At 57.7% G+C, this 16241-nt stretch carries 9 protein-coding genes; 6 read left to right on the top strand and 3 right to left on the bottom strand.

What is annotated here, in order from left to right:
- Positions 1–107: 107 nt before the first annotated feature.
- Positions 108–1016 (top strand): hypothetical protein, encoded by a 909-nt coding sequence (locus ACGY09_RS23140; protein ID WP_397569614.1) that lies wholly within the window; start codon positions 108–110, stop codon positions 1014–1016.
- A gap of 180 nt (positions 1017–1196) precedes the next feature.
- Here the strand turns inward: ACGY09_RS23140 and ACGY09_RS23135 are convergent, their stop codons facing one another.
- Both ACGY09_RS23135 and ACGY09_RS23130 read right to left on the bottom strand, forming a co-directional pair.
- Positions 1197–2648: a DUF1501 domain-containing protein gene (locus ACGY09_RS23135; RefSeq protein ID WP_397569613.1), complete on the bottom strand. Its 1452-nt coding sequence runs from the start codon at positions 2646–2648 to the stop codon at positions 1197–1199.
- Positions 2649–2713: 65 nt separating this feature from the next.
- On the bottom strand, positions 2714–6232 hold the full coding sequence (locus ACGY09_RS23130) for a DUF1553 domain-containing protein (protein ID WP_397569612.1): 3519 nt from the start codon (positions 6230–6232) through the stop codon (positions 2714–2716).
- 396 nt (positions 6233–6628) lie between these two features.
- Here ACGY09_RS23130 and groES point away from each other — a divergent pair, with 396 nt between their 5' ends.
- Both groES and groL read left to right on the top strand, forming a co-directional pair.
- A complete protein-coding gene (gene groES, locus ACGY09_RS23125) occupies positions 6629–6943 on the top strand; it encodes a co-chaperone GroES (RefSeq protein WP_373652609.1) in 315 nt (104 codons plus the stop codon).
- A 165-nt stretch (positions 6944–7108) separates the two neighbouring features.
- A complete protein-coding gene (groL, locus tag ACGY09_RS23120) occupies positions 7109–8731 on the top strand; it encodes a chaperonin GroEL (protein WP_373652610.1) in 1623 nt (540 codons plus the stop codon).
- A gap of 244 nt (positions 8732–8975) precedes the next feature.
- Here the strand turns inward: groL and ACGY09_RS23115 are convergent, their stop codons facing one another.
- Positions 8976–9644 carry an N-(5'-phosphoribosyl)anthranilate isomerase gene (locus tag ACGY09_RS23115; RefSeq protein ID WP_397569611.1) on the bottom strand — a complete coding sequence of 223 codons (669 nt, stop codon included), beginning with the start codon at positions 9642–9644 and terminating at the stop codon, positions 8976–8978.
- A gap of 256 nt (positions 9645–9900) precedes the next feature.
- Here ACGY09_RS23115 and ACGY09_RS23110 point away from each other — a divergent pair, with 256 nt between their 5' ends.
- From ACGY09_RS23110 to ACGY09_RS23100, 3 genes are all read left to right on the top strand, one after another.
- A complete protein-coding gene (locus ACGY09_RS23110) occupies positions 9901–11151 on the top strand; it encodes a CCA tRNA nucleotidyltransferase (RefSeq protein WP_397569610.1) in 1251 nt (416 codons plus the stop codon).
- Between the two features lie 414 nt (positions 11152–11565).
- Positions 11566–12876: a PQQ-binding-like beta-propeller repeat protein gene (locus tag ACGY09_RS23105; RefSeq protein ID WP_397569609.1), complete on the top strand. Its 1311-nt coding sequence runs from the start codon at positions 11566–11568 to the stop codon at positions 12874–12876.
- Positions 12877–12892: 16 nt separating this feature from the next.
- Positions 12893–16222, top strand: coding sequence for a hypothetical protein (locus tag ACGY09_RS23100; RefSeq protein WP_397569608.1), 3330 nt, complete (start codon positions 12893–12895; stop codon positions 16220–16222).
- Positions 16223–16241: the final 19 nt, after the last annotated feature.

Here is a 16241-nt window from a genome sequence, read left to right as displayed (position 1 = left end):
AACTCCATCAGACATGATGTCTCCAGCAAACCTGATATAATACCGAGGCCAGTCCGTTGAACACGGGCTGGCCTTTGTGTTGGAACCTCTGGTTGAACGAGTCAATCATGCTGCTCGCACAGAAGCCTGCTTCCATCAACTGGGAATCGGTGGCGCTTAACCCTTCAGGACAACATGCGTTCTGGGTCTGGTTCCGCCCACCCGCCATTCCCTACGGATTGATGCTTGTCGTTCCCGCCTCCCTGTTTTCGGACGCGCAGTTACTCGGCCAGTTGACGCTGCGTCAACTGGTCCTGCTTGCGGGAATCGACCAGGAACGGATTCTGGGGTGGATCGTCAATGGCATCTCATACGACGGAGCAGGGGGGACCTCGCCGTTTCTCGATCACCCTCTTCCCGCCCCGCCCGCCGGCGTCAATCTTGAGGTGTCAGTCTGGATCGAACCGATCCCCACTGCGGCCACTGTTCCCTCCGCGCCCGTCTACCAACCCCACTATGCAGCTCAGGGAACGACGTCGGATTTCGATCAGCGATTACTGGCTGCCATCGAATCGACCTGGCAGACAATTCAACAGATGGAAATGAGAATCAGTTCGATTCGCAAAGACCTTGCTTCCAATTTGTCGCGACTGAATTCACTCAACCGCGATCTGAATTCCGATGAGCGACGGATCTGTGACAGCAAGGACATTCAGGCCTGGACCGATGCCCGGCGCTGGCTCAGAGACTCGATCGCGACACTCTCCCGATCGGTGAAGGAAATCGACGTCGGCACGACGAGTGGTGCGGGACAACGTTACAAATTCGAGGAAATTTACCGGAAGTACGCGGTTCCCCGCCAACCGTTCCCGGGACTGTCGCAGACCGTGCACGAGTTTGAATCCTACCAGAAAACAGTCCAGAACGTCCTGACCTCCGCTCAAGCAAATATTTCTCGCGCAGGACGCGACGCGGAACAACGAGCCAACGCGGTACTGACGCGGATCAGCGCAAAAATGAGATCCCATCGCCGATAGAACGGTCCGAGTTGTTCCAGGGACTTCGTTTGGATTCGGCGCGGCGCAGGAGCGGTCGGGCGGGTATCCGACGAAGGGACGCGGACACCGCCCCGACTCGCCATCCGATCTCAATCACTTCCTGTCTCGCTGTTCGGACGCGTCCCCGTTGCGATAAGAAGTCCTTCTCGATTCACGTTGCTAGGCGAGGACCGCTTTCACCACTTCACCGTGGACATCGGTCAGACGGTAGTCCCGTCCCTGGAATCGATACGTCAATTGCGTGTGGTCGAAACCTAGCAGGTGCATGATCGTGGCCTGCAGGTCATGGATGTGAACCTTATCCCGGGCGATCGAAAAGCCCAGTTCGTCAGACTCACCGTAAGAGAATCCTCCCTTAACACCGCCTCCCGCCATCCACATGGAATAGCAGTCAGGGTAGTGATCGCGGCCCAGGGTGGCGCTCGCGGCAGTCCGCCCTTCGCGGAAGGGAGTTCGTCCGAACTCACCACCGCAAATAATCAGCGTGTCTTTCAGCATGCCGCGCTGCTTCAGGTCCTTGATGAGCGCGGCGACAGGCTTGTCCATGGTCGCACATTTCCGCGTCAAACCGTCAGTCAATCCTTCGCCCGGTCCGGTTCCGTGGAAATCCCAGCCCCAGTCGAAGAGCTGCACGAAGCGGACCCCCTGTTCGCACAAGCGACGCGCCAACAGGCAGTTGTTAGCGAAGCTCGCTTCACCGGGCTGAGCCCCATATTCGTCGAGCGTCTGCTTGGTCTCTTTGGAGATATCCATCACTTCAGGAACGGACATCTGCATCCGGAACGCCAGTTCGTACTGTGCAATTCGGGTGAGTGTTTCCGGGTGTCCCAGTTCCGCCGCCTGAAGTTCATTCAAGTCGTGCAGTGCATCAAGCGTCTCTCGGCGCAGGCTTCGCGACATCCCTGCCGGATCCGAAGCGAACAGCACAGGGTCCCCTTTGGAGCGGCACTGAACTCCCTGATAGACGGATGGCAAAAATCCACTTCCGTAGGAGTTCTTACCACCGTTCGGCTGGACTCCACTGGAGATCAACACGACGAAGCCGGGCAGGTTTTCGTTCTCGGTCCCCAGACCATAGGTAGCCCAGGCCCCCATGGAGGGGCGACCGGGTCGCGCGGATCCCGTGTAAAGCAGCAGTTCCGCAGGAGCATGATTGAACTGCTCGGTGAACATCGACTTGATCACGCAAACATCGTCGGCAACAGTCTGCAAGTTTGGCAGTGCATCAGACAGCCAGACGCCACCTTCACCATATTGCTTAAAGGTTCGCGGAGTCCCCAGCAGTTTGGGCGTCCCCGTCGTGAAGGCGAACCGCTTCCCTTTGATGAACGATTCCGGAGCATCTTGTCCGCTGAGCCGTACGAGTTCGGGCTTGTAGTCGTAAAGATCCAGATGAGGGGGCGAACCCGTCAGGTGCAGGTAAATCACCCGCTTCGCCTTGGCGGGGAAATGAGGCGCCTTGGGTGCCAGGGGGTTCATCACCGACGATGTTGCCCCGGATGACGAAGACCCCAGCAGGGATGAGAGTGCCAGTGACCCGACGCCCAACTGAGTCTCTTTCAAAAACTGTCGCCGCGTCTTGAGCTGAAGCTGCTTCTCTTGAAGATTCATGGATCGTCGCCTCAATGGAACAAATTCGGATATCTGAGTTTACCAGAGCAGTGCCGGAACAAGCGCTACCGCTTCATGACTGTTTCATCCAGGTTCAGCAGGACATTCCCGACGACGGACCAGGCCGCCAGTTCGGGAATCCGAGTCCCTTCCGGGGCAGGGCCCAGTGGATCAGTCGCGAGTTGTGTCGCTTCTTCCAGACTTTGCTCGAACCGTTTCAGCGACTGCTCATAGAGATCGACCAGCCGCTTGAGTTCAACGGGATGGGGAGGCCGAATCAAAACTCGACGGAATCCATACGTCGCGCGATCGGCCACTGAATGACCACCGTCTTGCACGATGCGGCGCGCGAGCGCTTGCGCTGCTTCGACGTTGACGGGATCATTCAGTGACACGAGCGCCTGCAATGGGGTGTTTGTTCGCACACGACGCACCGTACAGACTTCGCGGTTGGGGGCATCGAATGTCGCCATTGAAGGGTACGGATTGGATCGCCGCCACGTGGTGTAAATTCCACGCCGGTATTTGTCTTCGCCGGGACTCGTCTGCCAGTCCGTGCTGCTGCCGAACGCGGCGCTCAGCCCCAGACTCGGTTGTGGCGGCTTGACGGGCGGACCAGCCATTTTGCGGCTGAGCAGTCCGCTGACGAACAGTGCTTGATCTCGCAGAGTCTCGGCAGAGAGACGGAAACGAGGCCCATGGGCAATCAGGCGATTGTCGGGGTCACGCTGCTGAAGGTCAGGCGTTGTTCTGGATGACTGACGGTAGGCCGCCGACATGACGAGCGTCTTCAGAAACGCCTTGTTATCCCAGGGTTGCTGCGTCTTGAGACCCGCGACGGTGGCCGTCGCTTCAGACTGTCCGGTCAGTTCACAGGCGAGCCAGTCGAGCAGTTCAGGATGGAAGGGGAGATCCCCCTGCGAACCAAACTCTTCGCTGGTCGATACGATCCCGATCCCGAACAGTTGTTCCCAGTAGCGGTTCGCAATCACGCGCGCTGTCAAAGGATTCTTCGGGTCGACCAGCCACTTTGCCAGCGTCAGCCGATTTACGGGTTCACCCGCAGGTAAGCTCCCCAGTGCGGCGGGAATCCCCTCCGTCACTTCGGGACCAAGATCCTCGAAGTTCCCTCTGTACTGCAGTTTGGTCACTCGTCGATTCGCAGTGAGCTCCTTCATGACAGGAACAGTCTCGGGCTTCAGGTCTGCCAGTAATTTCTGCAGTTGCGCGATCTGCTGTCGAGTCGCCGCCAGTTCCGGAGCGATCGTCAGGAAGTGCTGTGTCACGAGATCCTGCTCGGCAGTACTGCGACTGGAACGTGCGACCTTCAGCGCGGCGATCACCGCAGCGGGTGTCCGCGCCCACTGGTTGACCCCTTCGTCCTTCGTCACTGAGAGGCGGAAATGCCCCAAGTTGTGATGAGCAAACTGGGAAGCATGCTCGATCGTCACTTTCAGCGTCCAACCGGACGGTAGCTGCACCGGTTGCCGGCTGAACAACGTGAGGCTGTGTGGCTGACCGGTTGCCCCGCCTACAGCCCAGCCTTTCGATCTGGGATCCTTGTTATTGATCACGAATGCGGCATCGAAGCCGGGCTGAGAATAGTCCGCCACAGCAGCTTCGAACTCGATCGGCCGGTTGCCATCGACGACGAAATCGCTGCTGGGATTGGGTTGCGGTGCTACGTCACGCTTCCAGACGGGCTCACGTCTCTCGTCCAGAATGACAATTCGAAAATTTGACAGTCTCTCACCCGCTCCATCAGTGCGGTTCCACAGTGTGATCCGATCGATCGGCTGGTCGGACTTGAGATCGACCTCCCACCAGGGATCTTTTCCCGGTCCCGTGTGCGTTGTCGATAGCGCCGCGAAATAGTCCCCGTTCGTGTTCCCGTCGATGGCCCGTTTGGCCTCTCCGTCATAGGCGGTGCTGATCTGACTGGCTTCTCCCTTGAGAGCAATGTTCTCTGAACCGTGATAAATCTGAACTTCCGCCAGAGACAGATACTTCTCGCCAGGAAGTTCCACACGCACGTAGCGCCCGCGTGCTGGCATTCCCGCAGGAGGTTCCAGCACCGCGGTTACTCCCGAGAGAACAAAGTTGCCGCCGCTATGACCCGGCCCGTTCCCCGGCAGTTTCTCGTCCGGTAACGCTTCCAGTCGCAGGGCTCGAACGACTTCGCCCGTCGCGGGAATTTCGATTGTGTAGGTGTCACTGGTCGCGCCCGACGCCACTTTGATCGAACCCTCTGCCGATGTGACGGCGGCCGAATTCGCCTGCGATCGGACCCGCCGGGGAATCAGTGAATTCCAGTGGACGCTTTTGGGAAATGCTTCGTCCCATTTTGCACGGGCCGCTGTCAGTTCCGGGGTTTCGGTCTTCAGCACCTGTTCGAGCTGGGCGACTTCTGTCTGCCACGCTGAACGCAAACGAAGTTGATCTTCCGTGTAAACAGCATGAAGGGGTGATTCGTCTCCACGGTCCGCATCTTCGGTATTGTTAAAGAATGCGAAGAACCGGAAGTATTCTTCTTGCGTAATGGGGTCGTATTTATGCGTATGGCATTGGGCACACGCCATCGTCGTTCCCATCCAGACTGCCATCGTCGTATTCACCCGGTCGACAACCGCGACGTTGCGGAATTCTTCGTCGTTGGTTCCCCCTTCGTTGTTGGTCATCGTGTTTCGATGGAAGGCCGTCGCGATCAACTGTTCGTCGGTCGGATGGGGAAGCAGGTCGCCCGCGATCTGTTCGATCGTAAACTGGTCAAACGGCTTGTTGTCATTAAACGACTTCACGACGTAATCGCGGTAGAGCCAGATCCGCCGCGCGGGATCGTCTGCGTATCCGGCGGAGTCCGCGTACCGGGCCAGATCGAGCCATGCGAGTCCCCAGTGCTCGCCGAACGCTGGCTTGGCCAGCATTCGATCGACGACTTTCTCGAAAGCAGTCGAACTTTCATCGTTGATGAACTCGTTCACTTCTTCGACAGTGGGGGGCAATCCGGTCAGATCGAGTGCCACGCGGCGAATGAGCGCATACCGGTCCGCTTCTTCTGCTGGCTTCAGCCCTTCCGCTTCGAGGCGAGCCAGAATGAAGTAATCAATTCCGTTCTTCACCCATCCGACGTCTTGGACCGCAGGGAGGGGAGGTTTTTGCGGAACGATATAGGACCAGTGCTGCGAGAATTTGGCTCCCTGCTCAATCCAGGTCTTCAGCAGGTCCACTTCGTGCGGGGTGAGCGGCTTGCCGGCCCCGCGAGGGGGCATGACCTGATCAGGGTCGGTCGTGGTGATCCGCTGAACCAGCGCACTCGCCTCCGGTTTTCCGGGAACGACAGCGGCATAGCCACCCAAATCCGCAAGAACTCCCTCGGCAGTATCGAAACGTAATCCGTCCGTTCCTCCTTTCCGTTCGTCCGGGTCGGGGCCGTGACAGCGGTAACAGGCGTTGGAAAGAATCGGCTTGATGTCGCGATTGAAGTCGATTTTCTTCACGGAGTGTGGTTCCGCGGCCGTCAGTGGGGCCGCGGTGACGAAACTCAGCCAGGCAGCGTAGACGATGAAAGAGAGTTGCAAACGCATCAAAGGGATTCCCGTCGATTTCGATGACCAACAACCATCAATCAAAGCTTATCAAAGTGTCTCCGCAAAGTCCCCTCGATTCTCAAACTCAAACCCGTGGCTTCAACCGACGCAACTGAGGAACGGTCCGCCTGCCCTGGGTCCCCTGGACTTTAAGCCTTCTTCAGAATTCGCTGTCAGATTGGCAGACTCGCCCTGCGCCGTGTTCGGTTATGGCCAGCATGGCAGAGCCGCAAAAACATCGTTCCGCTGTAAATCTTTATGGATTCTGATCTTAATAATCCTCAACAAGTTTGGCGCGCCGTTCGCTAGCCAGACGTCCGGCTAATGGTGTCGCCTGTGGGCTGAGTCCCGAGTTGGAAGTCCAAACGCGTTTCGATTCTGGAGTAAGGTGAGATGGCAAAGAAGAGTGGCTCGAACGACCCTAAGTTGGTCCCCCTCGGTGATCGAGTGGTTCTGAAGCGAGCCGAAGCGGAAACGAAGACCGCTGGCGGGATTGTGCTCCCGGATTCGGCAACAGACAAACCTCAACGGGGTGATGTGGTTGCAGTGGGCGAAGGACACGTTAAGAGCAATGGCCAGAAGGTCGCTTTGACGGTTAAGCCTGGCGATCACGTGATCTTCAGTTCCTATGCAGGGGATGAACTTAAGGTCGGTGACGAGACCTACCTGCTGCTTCGCGAAAGCGACATTCTCGCCATTTACGGCTGATGATCGAAACCGGACGCCACCTGTGTGAAAGAATCATGGGTGCGTCGGGTTGATCACTTGACCACAAAAACTTTCGGTCCGCGTCGACGCCCGCCCGTCAATACGGATTTGACGCGAGTCGGCGGATCCGATTTTTCCCTATTTTTCAACCAGGAGCCTCTCTGAATGGCCAAGATTATCGCCTTTGATCAGGAAGCGCAAGAAGCAATGCGTCGCGGCGTGCAGAAGCTCGCCCGCACCGTACGAGTGACCTTGGGCCCTCGTGGTCGCAACGTCATCATCGAAAAGAGCTTTGGCTCTCCGACCGTGACGAAGGACGGTGTGACCGTCGCCCGTGAAATCGAACTCGAAGACAAGTTCGAAGATATGGGTGCCCGGATGGTACGGGAAGTTGCCAGCAAGACCTCTGACACTGCAGGCGATGGTACGACGACGGCAACCATTCTCGCCGAAGCCGTGTACGTCGAAGGCCTCAAGGCCGTCGTTGCCGGTGTCAATCCGATCGACATGAAGCGCGGAATGGACAAGGCTGTCGAGCAGATCGTCGCCAAGTTGAAGGCCGCAGCCGTCGAATGCAAAAACAAGAAATCAATCGCTCAGGTTGGTACCGTTGCTGCCAATGGCGACTCGGAAATCGGCAACATTCTTGCCGAAGCCATGGAGCAGGTTGGTAAAGACGGCGTGATCACCGTCGAAGAAGGCAAGTCGCTCAACACCACCTACGAAGTCGTCGAAGGGATGCAGTTCGATCGCGGCTATCTGTCGCCTTACTTCGTCACCGACCCAACCTCGATGGAATGCGTCCTCGAAGACGCTTATGTTCTGATCCACGAAAAGAAGATCACGAGCATCAAGGATCTGGTTCCACTGCTCGAGAAAGTCGTCAACAGCGGCAAGCCTCTGTTGATCGTTGCTGAAGAAGTCGAAGGCGAAGCCCTGACGACTCTCGTGCTCAACAAGCTCCGCGGCACCTTCAAGGTTGCTGCGGTCAAGGCTCCTGGGTACGGCGATCGTCGCAAGGCGATGCTGCAGGACCTGGCAATCATGGTTGGTGGTCAGGCCATCTTCGAAGACCTGGGCATCCAGCTCGAAAACGTTCAATTGTCCGACCTCGGTCGCGCCAAGCGAATCGTCATCGATAAAGACAACACCACGATCATCGAGGGTCTGGGCAAGTCGGCCGACATCAAGGCACGGATCGAACAGATCCGTCGTGAACTCGCCAACTCGACCAGCGACTACGATCGTGAGAAGCTGGAAGAACGCGTCGCGAAGCTGTCCGGTGGTGTGGCTCAGCTCAACGTCGGTGCCGCAACCGAAAGCGAAATGAAGGAAAAGAAGGCTCGCGTGGAAGACGCTTTGCACGCAACCCGTGCCGCCGTCGAAGAAGGAATTCTGCCAGGCGGTGGGGTTGCTCTCCTGCGTGCTTCTCTCGAACTGAAGCCAACTGGACTGAACGAAGACGAAACCACCGGTTTCAACATCATCGTTCGCGCTTGCCGCGCACCACTGACCCAGATCGCTAACAACGCTGGCGTCGACGGCGCTGTGATCTGCGAAAAAGTGGCCGAAAGCAAAGAAGGTCTTGGCTACAACGCCCAGACTGGCAAGTACGAAGACCTGGTCAAGGCCGGCATCATCGATCCTTGCAAGGTCACCCGTAGCGCTCTCCAGAACGCTGCCAGCGTTTCCACCCTGCTGCTCACCAGCGATGCCTTGATCGCTGAAAAGCCAAAGGACGCTGACAAGAAGGCTGGTGGCCACGGCGACCACGACGATATGTACTAATTCGTCGGCGACACGTCCTACGTGTTCAGGCCCGCAGTCGAGTCATCGCCTGCGGGCCTTTTTCGTTATGAACTGATCACAATGCAGCAATTGGAGCGGACTTCGGCCAGTGACTGACCTCGCGTCTGCCCTGCTGCAGACGGGACCGATCGTGACTCGCCGTCTCGTCGTCTGTTGCGGAAGCTCAAACGCGAACCGCATGCTTCGAGCTTGCGCACTCGGTGTCGGACAAGAATCGGGGAATCTATCCTGCGGCAACCGCAGTACGAGCGTTCGTCACGAAGCGTTTCGCCAATTCGATGTCTTTCACACCCGGCGCCGATTCCACGCCACTGGCAACGTCCACGCCCCAGGGTCGTACTGCAGAGATGGCCTGAGCAATGTTGTCGGGGGTAAGCCCGCCAGCAAGGATCAACGGAGGGAACGTTTCCTGTGAATACTCTTCCGCCAGACGTTGCCAGGGAACAGTCTTCCCCGAACCGCCATAAAGACCTGTCACGTGCGCGTCGACCAGACAGCCTGCAAGTCTGACCTGCTCACGGCTGCATACCTCCAGCAGCGAGATCAGTTCCCCCAAGCCGTCCGCAGACATTCTCCACGCCCTGACCAACCTGACTTCCGGGAGCTTCCTTGCCAGTTCCACCAGAAAGGATGCCGGTTCGTCTCCGTGCAACTGCACCAGGTCCAGGCGGCACGAAGTCGCGATTGACGTGATCTCAGCCAGCGAGTGATTGACGAAGACACCGACGCGAGCAATCTCCTGCGGCAAGGCCTGCGAAATTGCCGTAGCATCGTCTATCGAAACCGAGCGGGGAGAGCGAGAATAAAAGTTAAGACCGATGGCGTCGATTCCCAGGTCCGCGACTGCTCGTGCGGTTTCCAGGTCACGAATTCCACACACTTTGATCCACATCGCAGATGTTCTTCCCGGGAGACTGACTTCCAGATCATGCAGGTCAACGAGTTCGTCTGGTCCGCCACGATCTGAATTTCTGATGACGCCCCATCATTTTTCAGCGTGAACAATGTCCGGTCGCTTGTGTCGGACCTGCCTGTCCCATAACTGTAGGCGGTTGTCACAGGACTGTCATGGATAGTCGGAAAAATAAACAGTAATCCTGCCGCTCTCGTCTTGCGTGAGTGGCATTCGACGGGATGAGACTGAAGGAATGAGATCTCCATCGCCCCAACGTGAATTCGCGATCGAGATTGTCCGCCGATTGCGCGACGCGGGTCATACCGCGCTGTTCGCCGGAGGCTGCGTTCGCGATTCGCTGCTGGGCCGCGAAGCAAAAGATTACGATGTTGCGACAACCGCTTTGCCCGAGCAGGTGCGACAACTGTTTGGACATCGCCGCACACTTGCCGTCGGTGCCAGTTTCGGCGTGATCATGGTGATCGGACCTGCTAACGTTGGCACGGTCGAAGTTGCCACCTTCCGGACTGAGGGTCCCTATCAGGATGGTCGCCGTCCCGAACACGTTACATTCGCAACACCTCAGGAAGATGCGCATCGGCGCGACTTCAGCATCAACGGTATGTTCTTTGACCCGGTCGACGAACGGGTGCTGGACTACGTGGGTGGCGAAAGTGATCTCGCGGCAAAAGTCGTTCGTGCAATCGGTGATCCTCGTGAAAGGATTCGCGAGGACAAGCTGCGGATGTTGCGGGCCATCCGGTTCACGGCGACGCTGGGCTTTTCGCTGGACACGGCGACAGCCAGTGCCATCCGTGAGATGTCCGCGGAACTGACCGTAGTCAGTGCGGAACGGATCACTCAGGAAATAAAAAGGATGCTGGTCGACGTCCACCGCAGACGGGCAATCGAACTGGCAGATGACGTCGGACTGGTCCAGGTCATCTTTCCAGAGCTACGTCAGTTTCGAGGACAGGAGACCTGGAAGCACACGCTGCAATCGCTTGCTCTTTTAGACCAGCCTTCATTCGAACTTGCCCTCACAGCCTTTCTGCTGCCGTTGTCCTCCTCGTCAACGGTCCTGTCGATCTGTCGCCGGATGAAGTTGTCGAACGATGAATCCGCGAGAATCGGGTGGCTAACCCAACATCACGGGGCACTGGATGAAGCTCCCAAACTGAGCCTGTCGAGCCTGAAACGAATCCTTGCTCATCCCGGCGCCGCAGAACTGCTGAACCTCGAGACGGCAGTCAGAATCGCGAAGGGTCTCAGCGACGCCCCGATCGCGTTCTGTCGCCGCTTTTTGGAAGAGACACCGAGTGAGATCATCGATCCCCCGCCGCTCATCACAGGGGACGACCTGATCAAAATGGGACTTTTTCCAGGCCCACGCTTCAAGTCGGTGCTCGTACGGATCCGTGACGCCCAGCTCAATCTTGAGATTCATACGCCCGAAGAAGCTTCCACGATGGCAATCGCATTGTGGAACGAAGAGGGGGCTTGATAAATATCCGCTGAGACACCGTACTCATGGAACCGGGTCCCGGTGCCGTCACGCCCTCTCCTAATTCGTTCCGTGCTCCGCGGCGAGATGCACGAACTCGCCTCGCCGGGACGTCGTTCTCGATGAAGACTCACCAGGCTGAGCGTCCCTGATGCACCGGTCCCGCCGCCGCCTGGTCTCATAAGCGACCAAAGGATGCCGTTTGTTGGACCCCGTTGCCGAGGGAAATGCCGTGGCTCCGGCGGCGCTGAAACATAATGTGACCTGAATTCTGACAGAGTTCTTCATAAGAATTTCCCTCGGAAGCGTGTCCCGGCTGAATTGCTCTGGGCATCGCCTTGCCGATGGAAAAGTCTGCATTTAAACTCGGACATGAGTCGAGCTTTATGGTTTCCCCCAAGGAGCGGTCGTCCAATGATTTCACGAAGACAGGTTTTGTCGCTGGTCTTGTTTGCCGTTGCCGGTGGAGTTCAGCAGGGTCTGATCGCGGCTGATTGGCCAACGTTCCGTGGTGCGGATCGAACCGCCTTCTCGCAAGAGAAAGATTTGCTCCAGGAATGGCCTGCGGGTGGACCGAAGCTGCTCTGGAAGGCGGATGGATCGGGCCGTGGTTACACCAGTCCGGCGATCTCCAATGGTCGAATCTTCCTGCTGGGTGACAGCATCGCCGATGTCTCAGATTCCGATGAATACCTGATCTGCCTGGACCTGAAGGATGGAAAACGCCTCTGGGTCAACAAGGCCGGCTCGGCCTGGAAGAACGGGCAGCCAACCTGGCAGAGCTCCCGCAGCACCCCCACAGTTGACGCCGACCGTGTTTACGCACTGACCGCCGACGGGGAACTTTTCTGCTGTAACGTTGAGACCGGAAAAGAAATCTGGCGTAAAGATTTGAAGAAGGATTTCGGCGGCGTCAAAGCTGATATCTGGGGTTACAGCGAGTCTGTGGAAATTGATGGTAATCAGCTCGTCTGCACACCAGGCGGCGAGAAAGCCACGATGGTTGCACTCGACAAACTGACGGGCAATACCATCTGGTCGGTCGTCCGGGAAGGGGACCGCGGAGCGGGTCATGCATCGATCGTTAAGACAGACATCGGCGGTGTCCGGGTTTACGTTCAGACCACAGGGGGCGGCGCCCTTGGCGTTCGCGCGACCGATGGCAAACTGCTCTGGTCGTATCCGATGGAAAAAACCACCGCCATCATTCCGACTCCGATCGTTAAGGACGATCTGGTGTTCGCCGTTGCCGGTTACAAGCGCGGTGGCGCACTGCTCCAGCAGATTCCCGATGGCAACGGGGGAGTCGACATTAAAGAAATTTATCCTCTGAAGCCCGAACTGGGGAACAAGCACGGTGGTGTCGTTCTGGTTGGTGACTACATCTATGGAGACTCGGAAGACTCTGGAATCCCCTTCTGTGCCGAATTGAAGACGGGCAAGGTTCAATGGCGCAAGCGAGGAACCGGCAGCGGTTCGATCGCGATGGCCGCTGCCGATGGTCGACTGTACCTTCACTATGCCAACGGCACGATGGCTCTGGCGAAAGCCGACCCGAATGACTATGAGGAAGTCGGTGCATTCACGGTACCGGGCAGCGGCGAGCGTCCGAGTTGGTCGCATCCCGTGATTCTGGATGGGAAGCTCTACCTCAGAGAACAGAATTGCGTACTCTGCTTTGATATCCGGGAAAAAAACACGGACGCGAAATCCAGCGGCAACTGAGCCAGACGGAACCTCAATGATTGAATTCGAGTCTTACAAAGCGTCATTCGGCAGGCTGCTGATGGCGCTTTTTTGTTTATCCATCGTTTACCCACTGTCCGCGGATGACATCGGAGTCAAAGTCCCCGACGGATTCGAAGTGACCGAATTCGCCGGGGACGATCTGGCTCACGATATTTACTCTATGACAATTGACTCGAAAGGCCGAGTCGTTGTTTCCGGTGCCGGGTTTATCAAGATCCTGATCGACAACGACGGCGACGGAAAAGCGGACGAGGCGAAAGTCTTTTCCGAACTTCCCCGCAGCGGCGCACAGGGAATGTGCTTCATCGGCCGATCACTCGTCTGTGTCGGTGATGGGGGACTGCTGCGTCTGGATGACGCCAACGCCGATGATCGGGCAGATGGGCCTCCCGACAACTTTCTCAAACTGAAAACAGGTGGCGAACACGACGTTCACTCCGTCCAGCAGGGACCGGACGGCTGGTGGTACGTGATTGCGGGTAATAGTGCCGGCATCAACAGCCGGTACGCAACATTGCCGACATCCCCCATCAAGACCCCGCGGGCAGGGGTGTTATTCCGCCTGAAACCCGACCTGACAGGAGGCGAACTTCTCGCCGATGGCCTCCGCAACGCCTATGACTTCGCCTTCAACCCGCAAGGGGACATCTTTACCTACGACAGTGATGAGGAACGGGAAATCTCGTTGCCGTGGTACCGTCCGACGCAGGTCTTTCACGCCCTGACAGGTGCCGATCTTGGCTGGGTCAGCAAAAGCTGGATGCGGCGAGACGGCTTCTTCGACATGCCTCCGGTCATTGCCTCGTTCGGTCGTGGTTCCCCGACGGGGGTCGCCTGTTACCGACACACTCAATTCCCTGACAAATACCACGGCGCGTTATTTGTGCTCGACTGGACATATGGACGAGTCCACGCACTGCCGCTTCAGCCGCACAAGGGGACGTGGTCGAGCGATCCAGAACTGTTCATGGCAGGAACAGGACAAAACGGCTTCGCACCGACCGATGTTGAGATCGGTCAGGATGGTTCGCTCTTCGTGTGTGTGGGAGGCCGCGGAACCCGGGGCGCGGTGTACCGAATCCGCTCGACACGTACGACGCCACAGCTCGCACCGGTCTCCGATGGCACAACTCCGGAAGACGAACAACTCAAACAAATTCTGTCCGCCCCGCAACCCCTGAGCAGTTGGTCGCGTGCGGCCTGGAAGCCAAGGGCCGTCAAACTGGGGCCTGTTCCATTCGAGAAGTTCCTGCGAGACTCGTCACAGGCACCCGATCATCAATTAAGAGCCATCGAGATCCTGGTCGAGCTTTTCGAGGGAATCGACCAGCACGTTGTGACGGCCCTGGCGAACAGTCCATCGGAAGCCGTTCGAGCCCGTGCGATCTGGGCCTATGGCCGGAGTGGGCACAATCGCCCGGAGACAGCCATCATCAAACGGTTCCTCGACGATCCCAGCCCGTTGGTGGCACGCTGCACGATGGAGACCTGTTTGAGTCTCGACCGGCAGGCACTGGGATGGAAGTCTTTAGGCCCCAATCTGGCAGCTCGACTCGGTGGAGACGATCGCTTCAATCGAGCACTGGCCGCCGCTCTCGTGGCGCGGCTGGATGAATCGCGGCTGCCAGACCTGGCTGCGGAGGCAAAGCGTCTGGGCTCCCGTGCTGCCGTCAGCTATTTTCTCGGCTGGCTGAATCGACCAATCGATGCGGAAAGCCGAGTCCGAAGTGAGATCCCTCCCTTGGCGATGGGCGTCCTTCGTGACCCCGATGCGGAAATCGATCTGAAGCTCGACGCAGTTCGCCTGCTGCAGGTCGTACTTGGGGATATGGGTCCCCGGCAGGACCGCCCACCGGTCTTCGACGGATATGCAAGTCCACTCGATCTGGAAGAATTTGAACAGGACCTCAATCCCTGGCGGGTCTCGCTCGCTGAGATTTTCCCCAGCGGGTCTGCCCGGCTGGACGAAGAACTGGTACGACTCATCGCAATGACGACGACTTACAACAACAAGGTCATCGATGCGCTGTGTGAGCGACTTACCCCCTCGTCCGAGCCTGTCGACGATATCCATCATCTGGTGACGCTGGCCCGTTGTCCGCTGACGCATTCCATTAAACAACGGGAGCAGATCGTCGCCGCACTCGTCGGGCTCGACGAAAAGATCACCTCGCGGAAATTACCGCAAGATGCCAGTTGGGCCGATCGCATCCGAGAGATGTGGACGAAGCTGGCCATCGCCGATCGTTTTCTCGCTCCCGCCATCGTCGGTCATCCCCAGTTCGGCCGGCCCGGGCATACGATCTTTCTCAACGAAATGCCCCCGGAACTGTTGCCAGCGGCACGGGACGCCTTCGCACACAAGTGTTCGACAACGCTCGAGTACCCGTGGACCAACGATGTTGTCTTCGCTCTGGGAGACTCAGACAAACCCGAACACCGAGAGCTGATTCGGTCACAGTTTGAGAATTTCCCGGTTCGCGGGGCCGTGCTGGTGGTCCTCAGCCGAAATCCGCAGTCGATCGATCGCGAGAAGTTTATTGCGGGGTTGGAATGGTCGCAGTCGGAAGTTCAATCAGCCTGTCTTTCGGCGCTGGAACAACTGGGCCCAGGTAACCTGCCGATGGAGCAGCTCGCCTTGCTGAAGGCGCTACGAAGGCTGGGAGCGGATTCGGGTGAATACGTGCTGCGCGAAGAAGTCGTGAAGCAGTTGGAACGAAATAACAAACAATCGTTCCCGTTCGTCACGGGGAAGGCGGGTCATCGTCCACAACCTCAGATTTTAGAGGCATGGACGAAGTGGATTGAACGTCGCTTCCCCGGCGACGCCGCCGTAGAACTCGGGACAAATGACCAGGAACTGAATCAACTGAAATCAATGCTGGCCGCAACCGACTGGGATGCAGGCAACGCCGAACGAGGAGCCGAGATATTCAAGAGTCGTGCCTGTCTTCAATGCCACAACGGGCGTAGCGCGCTGGGACCCGATCTGGGGGGAGTGTCGAGCCGCTTCTCTCGCGAGGACTTGTTCACCGCGATCGTCGCTCCCAGCCGGGACGTCTCTAACCGCTACCAGACCACGATCGTTTCGACAAAAGAGGGCAAATCCTATTCAGGGCTGATCGTGTACGAATCTGTCGACGGCTTCCTGCTGCGTAACAGTTCAGGTCAGACATTCCGAATTGACACGACACAAGTCGAAGAAAAACGAAAGTCGCCAATCTCGCTGATGCCGACGGGCCTGCTGAAGGGACTCACGACAACCGATCTCGCTGACTTATACGCCTATCTCAGAAGCATCGGTAGCTCCCGCACACCGTGACTTACAGGAAGAATGGCGG

Origin of the sequence: Schlesneria sphaerica, assembly GCF_044336245.1 — a bacterium.
GTDB classification, from domain to species: Bacteria; Planctomycetota; Planctomycetia; order Planctomycetales; family Planctomycetaceae; genus Schlesneria; species Schlesneria sphaerica.
The sequence above is the reverse complement of the archived record's forward strand: the minus strand, read 5'-3'. Positions and strand labels throughout refer to the sequence as shown.

Excerpts from the sequence above, each read along its gene's own strand:
- ACGY09_RS23140 (WP_397569614.1), top strand. The coding sequence starts at position 108 with ATGCTGCTCGCACAGAAGCCTGCTTCCATCAACTGGGAATCGGTGGCG.
- ACGY09_RS23135 (WP_397569613.1), bottom strand. The coding sequence starts at position 2,648 with ATGAATCTTCAAGAGAAGCAGCTTCAGCTCAAGACGCGGCGACAGTTT.
- ACGY09_RS23130 (WP_397569612.1), bottom strand. The coding sequence starts at position 6,232 with ATGCGTTTGCAACTCTCTTTCATCGTCTACGCTGCCTGGCTGAGTTTC.
- groES (WP_373652609.1), top strand. The coding sequence starts at position 6,629 with ATGGCAAAGAAGAGTGGCTCGAACGACCCTAAGTTGGTCCCCCTCGGT.
- groL (WP_373652610.1), top strand. The coding sequence starts at position 7,109 with ATGGCCAAGATTATCGCCTTTGATCAGGAAGCGCAAGAAGCAATGCGT.
- ACGY09_RS23115 (WP_397569611.1), bottom strand. The coding sequence starts at position 9,644 with ATGTGGATCAAAGTGTGTGGAATTCGTGACCTGGAAACCGCACGAGCA.
- ACGY09_RS23110 (WP_397569610.1), top strand. The coding sequence starts at position 9,901 with ATGAGATCTCCATCGCCCCAACGTGAATTCGCGATCGAGATTGTCCGC.
- ACGY09_RS23105 (WP_397569609.1), top strand. The coding sequence starts at position 11,566 with ATGATTTCACGAAGACAGGTTTTGTCGCTGGTCTTGTTTGCCGTTGCC.
- ACGY09_RS23100 (WP_397569608.1), top strand. The coding sequence starts at position 12,893 with ATGATTGAATTCGAGTCTTACAAAGCGTCATTCGGCAGGCTGCTGATG.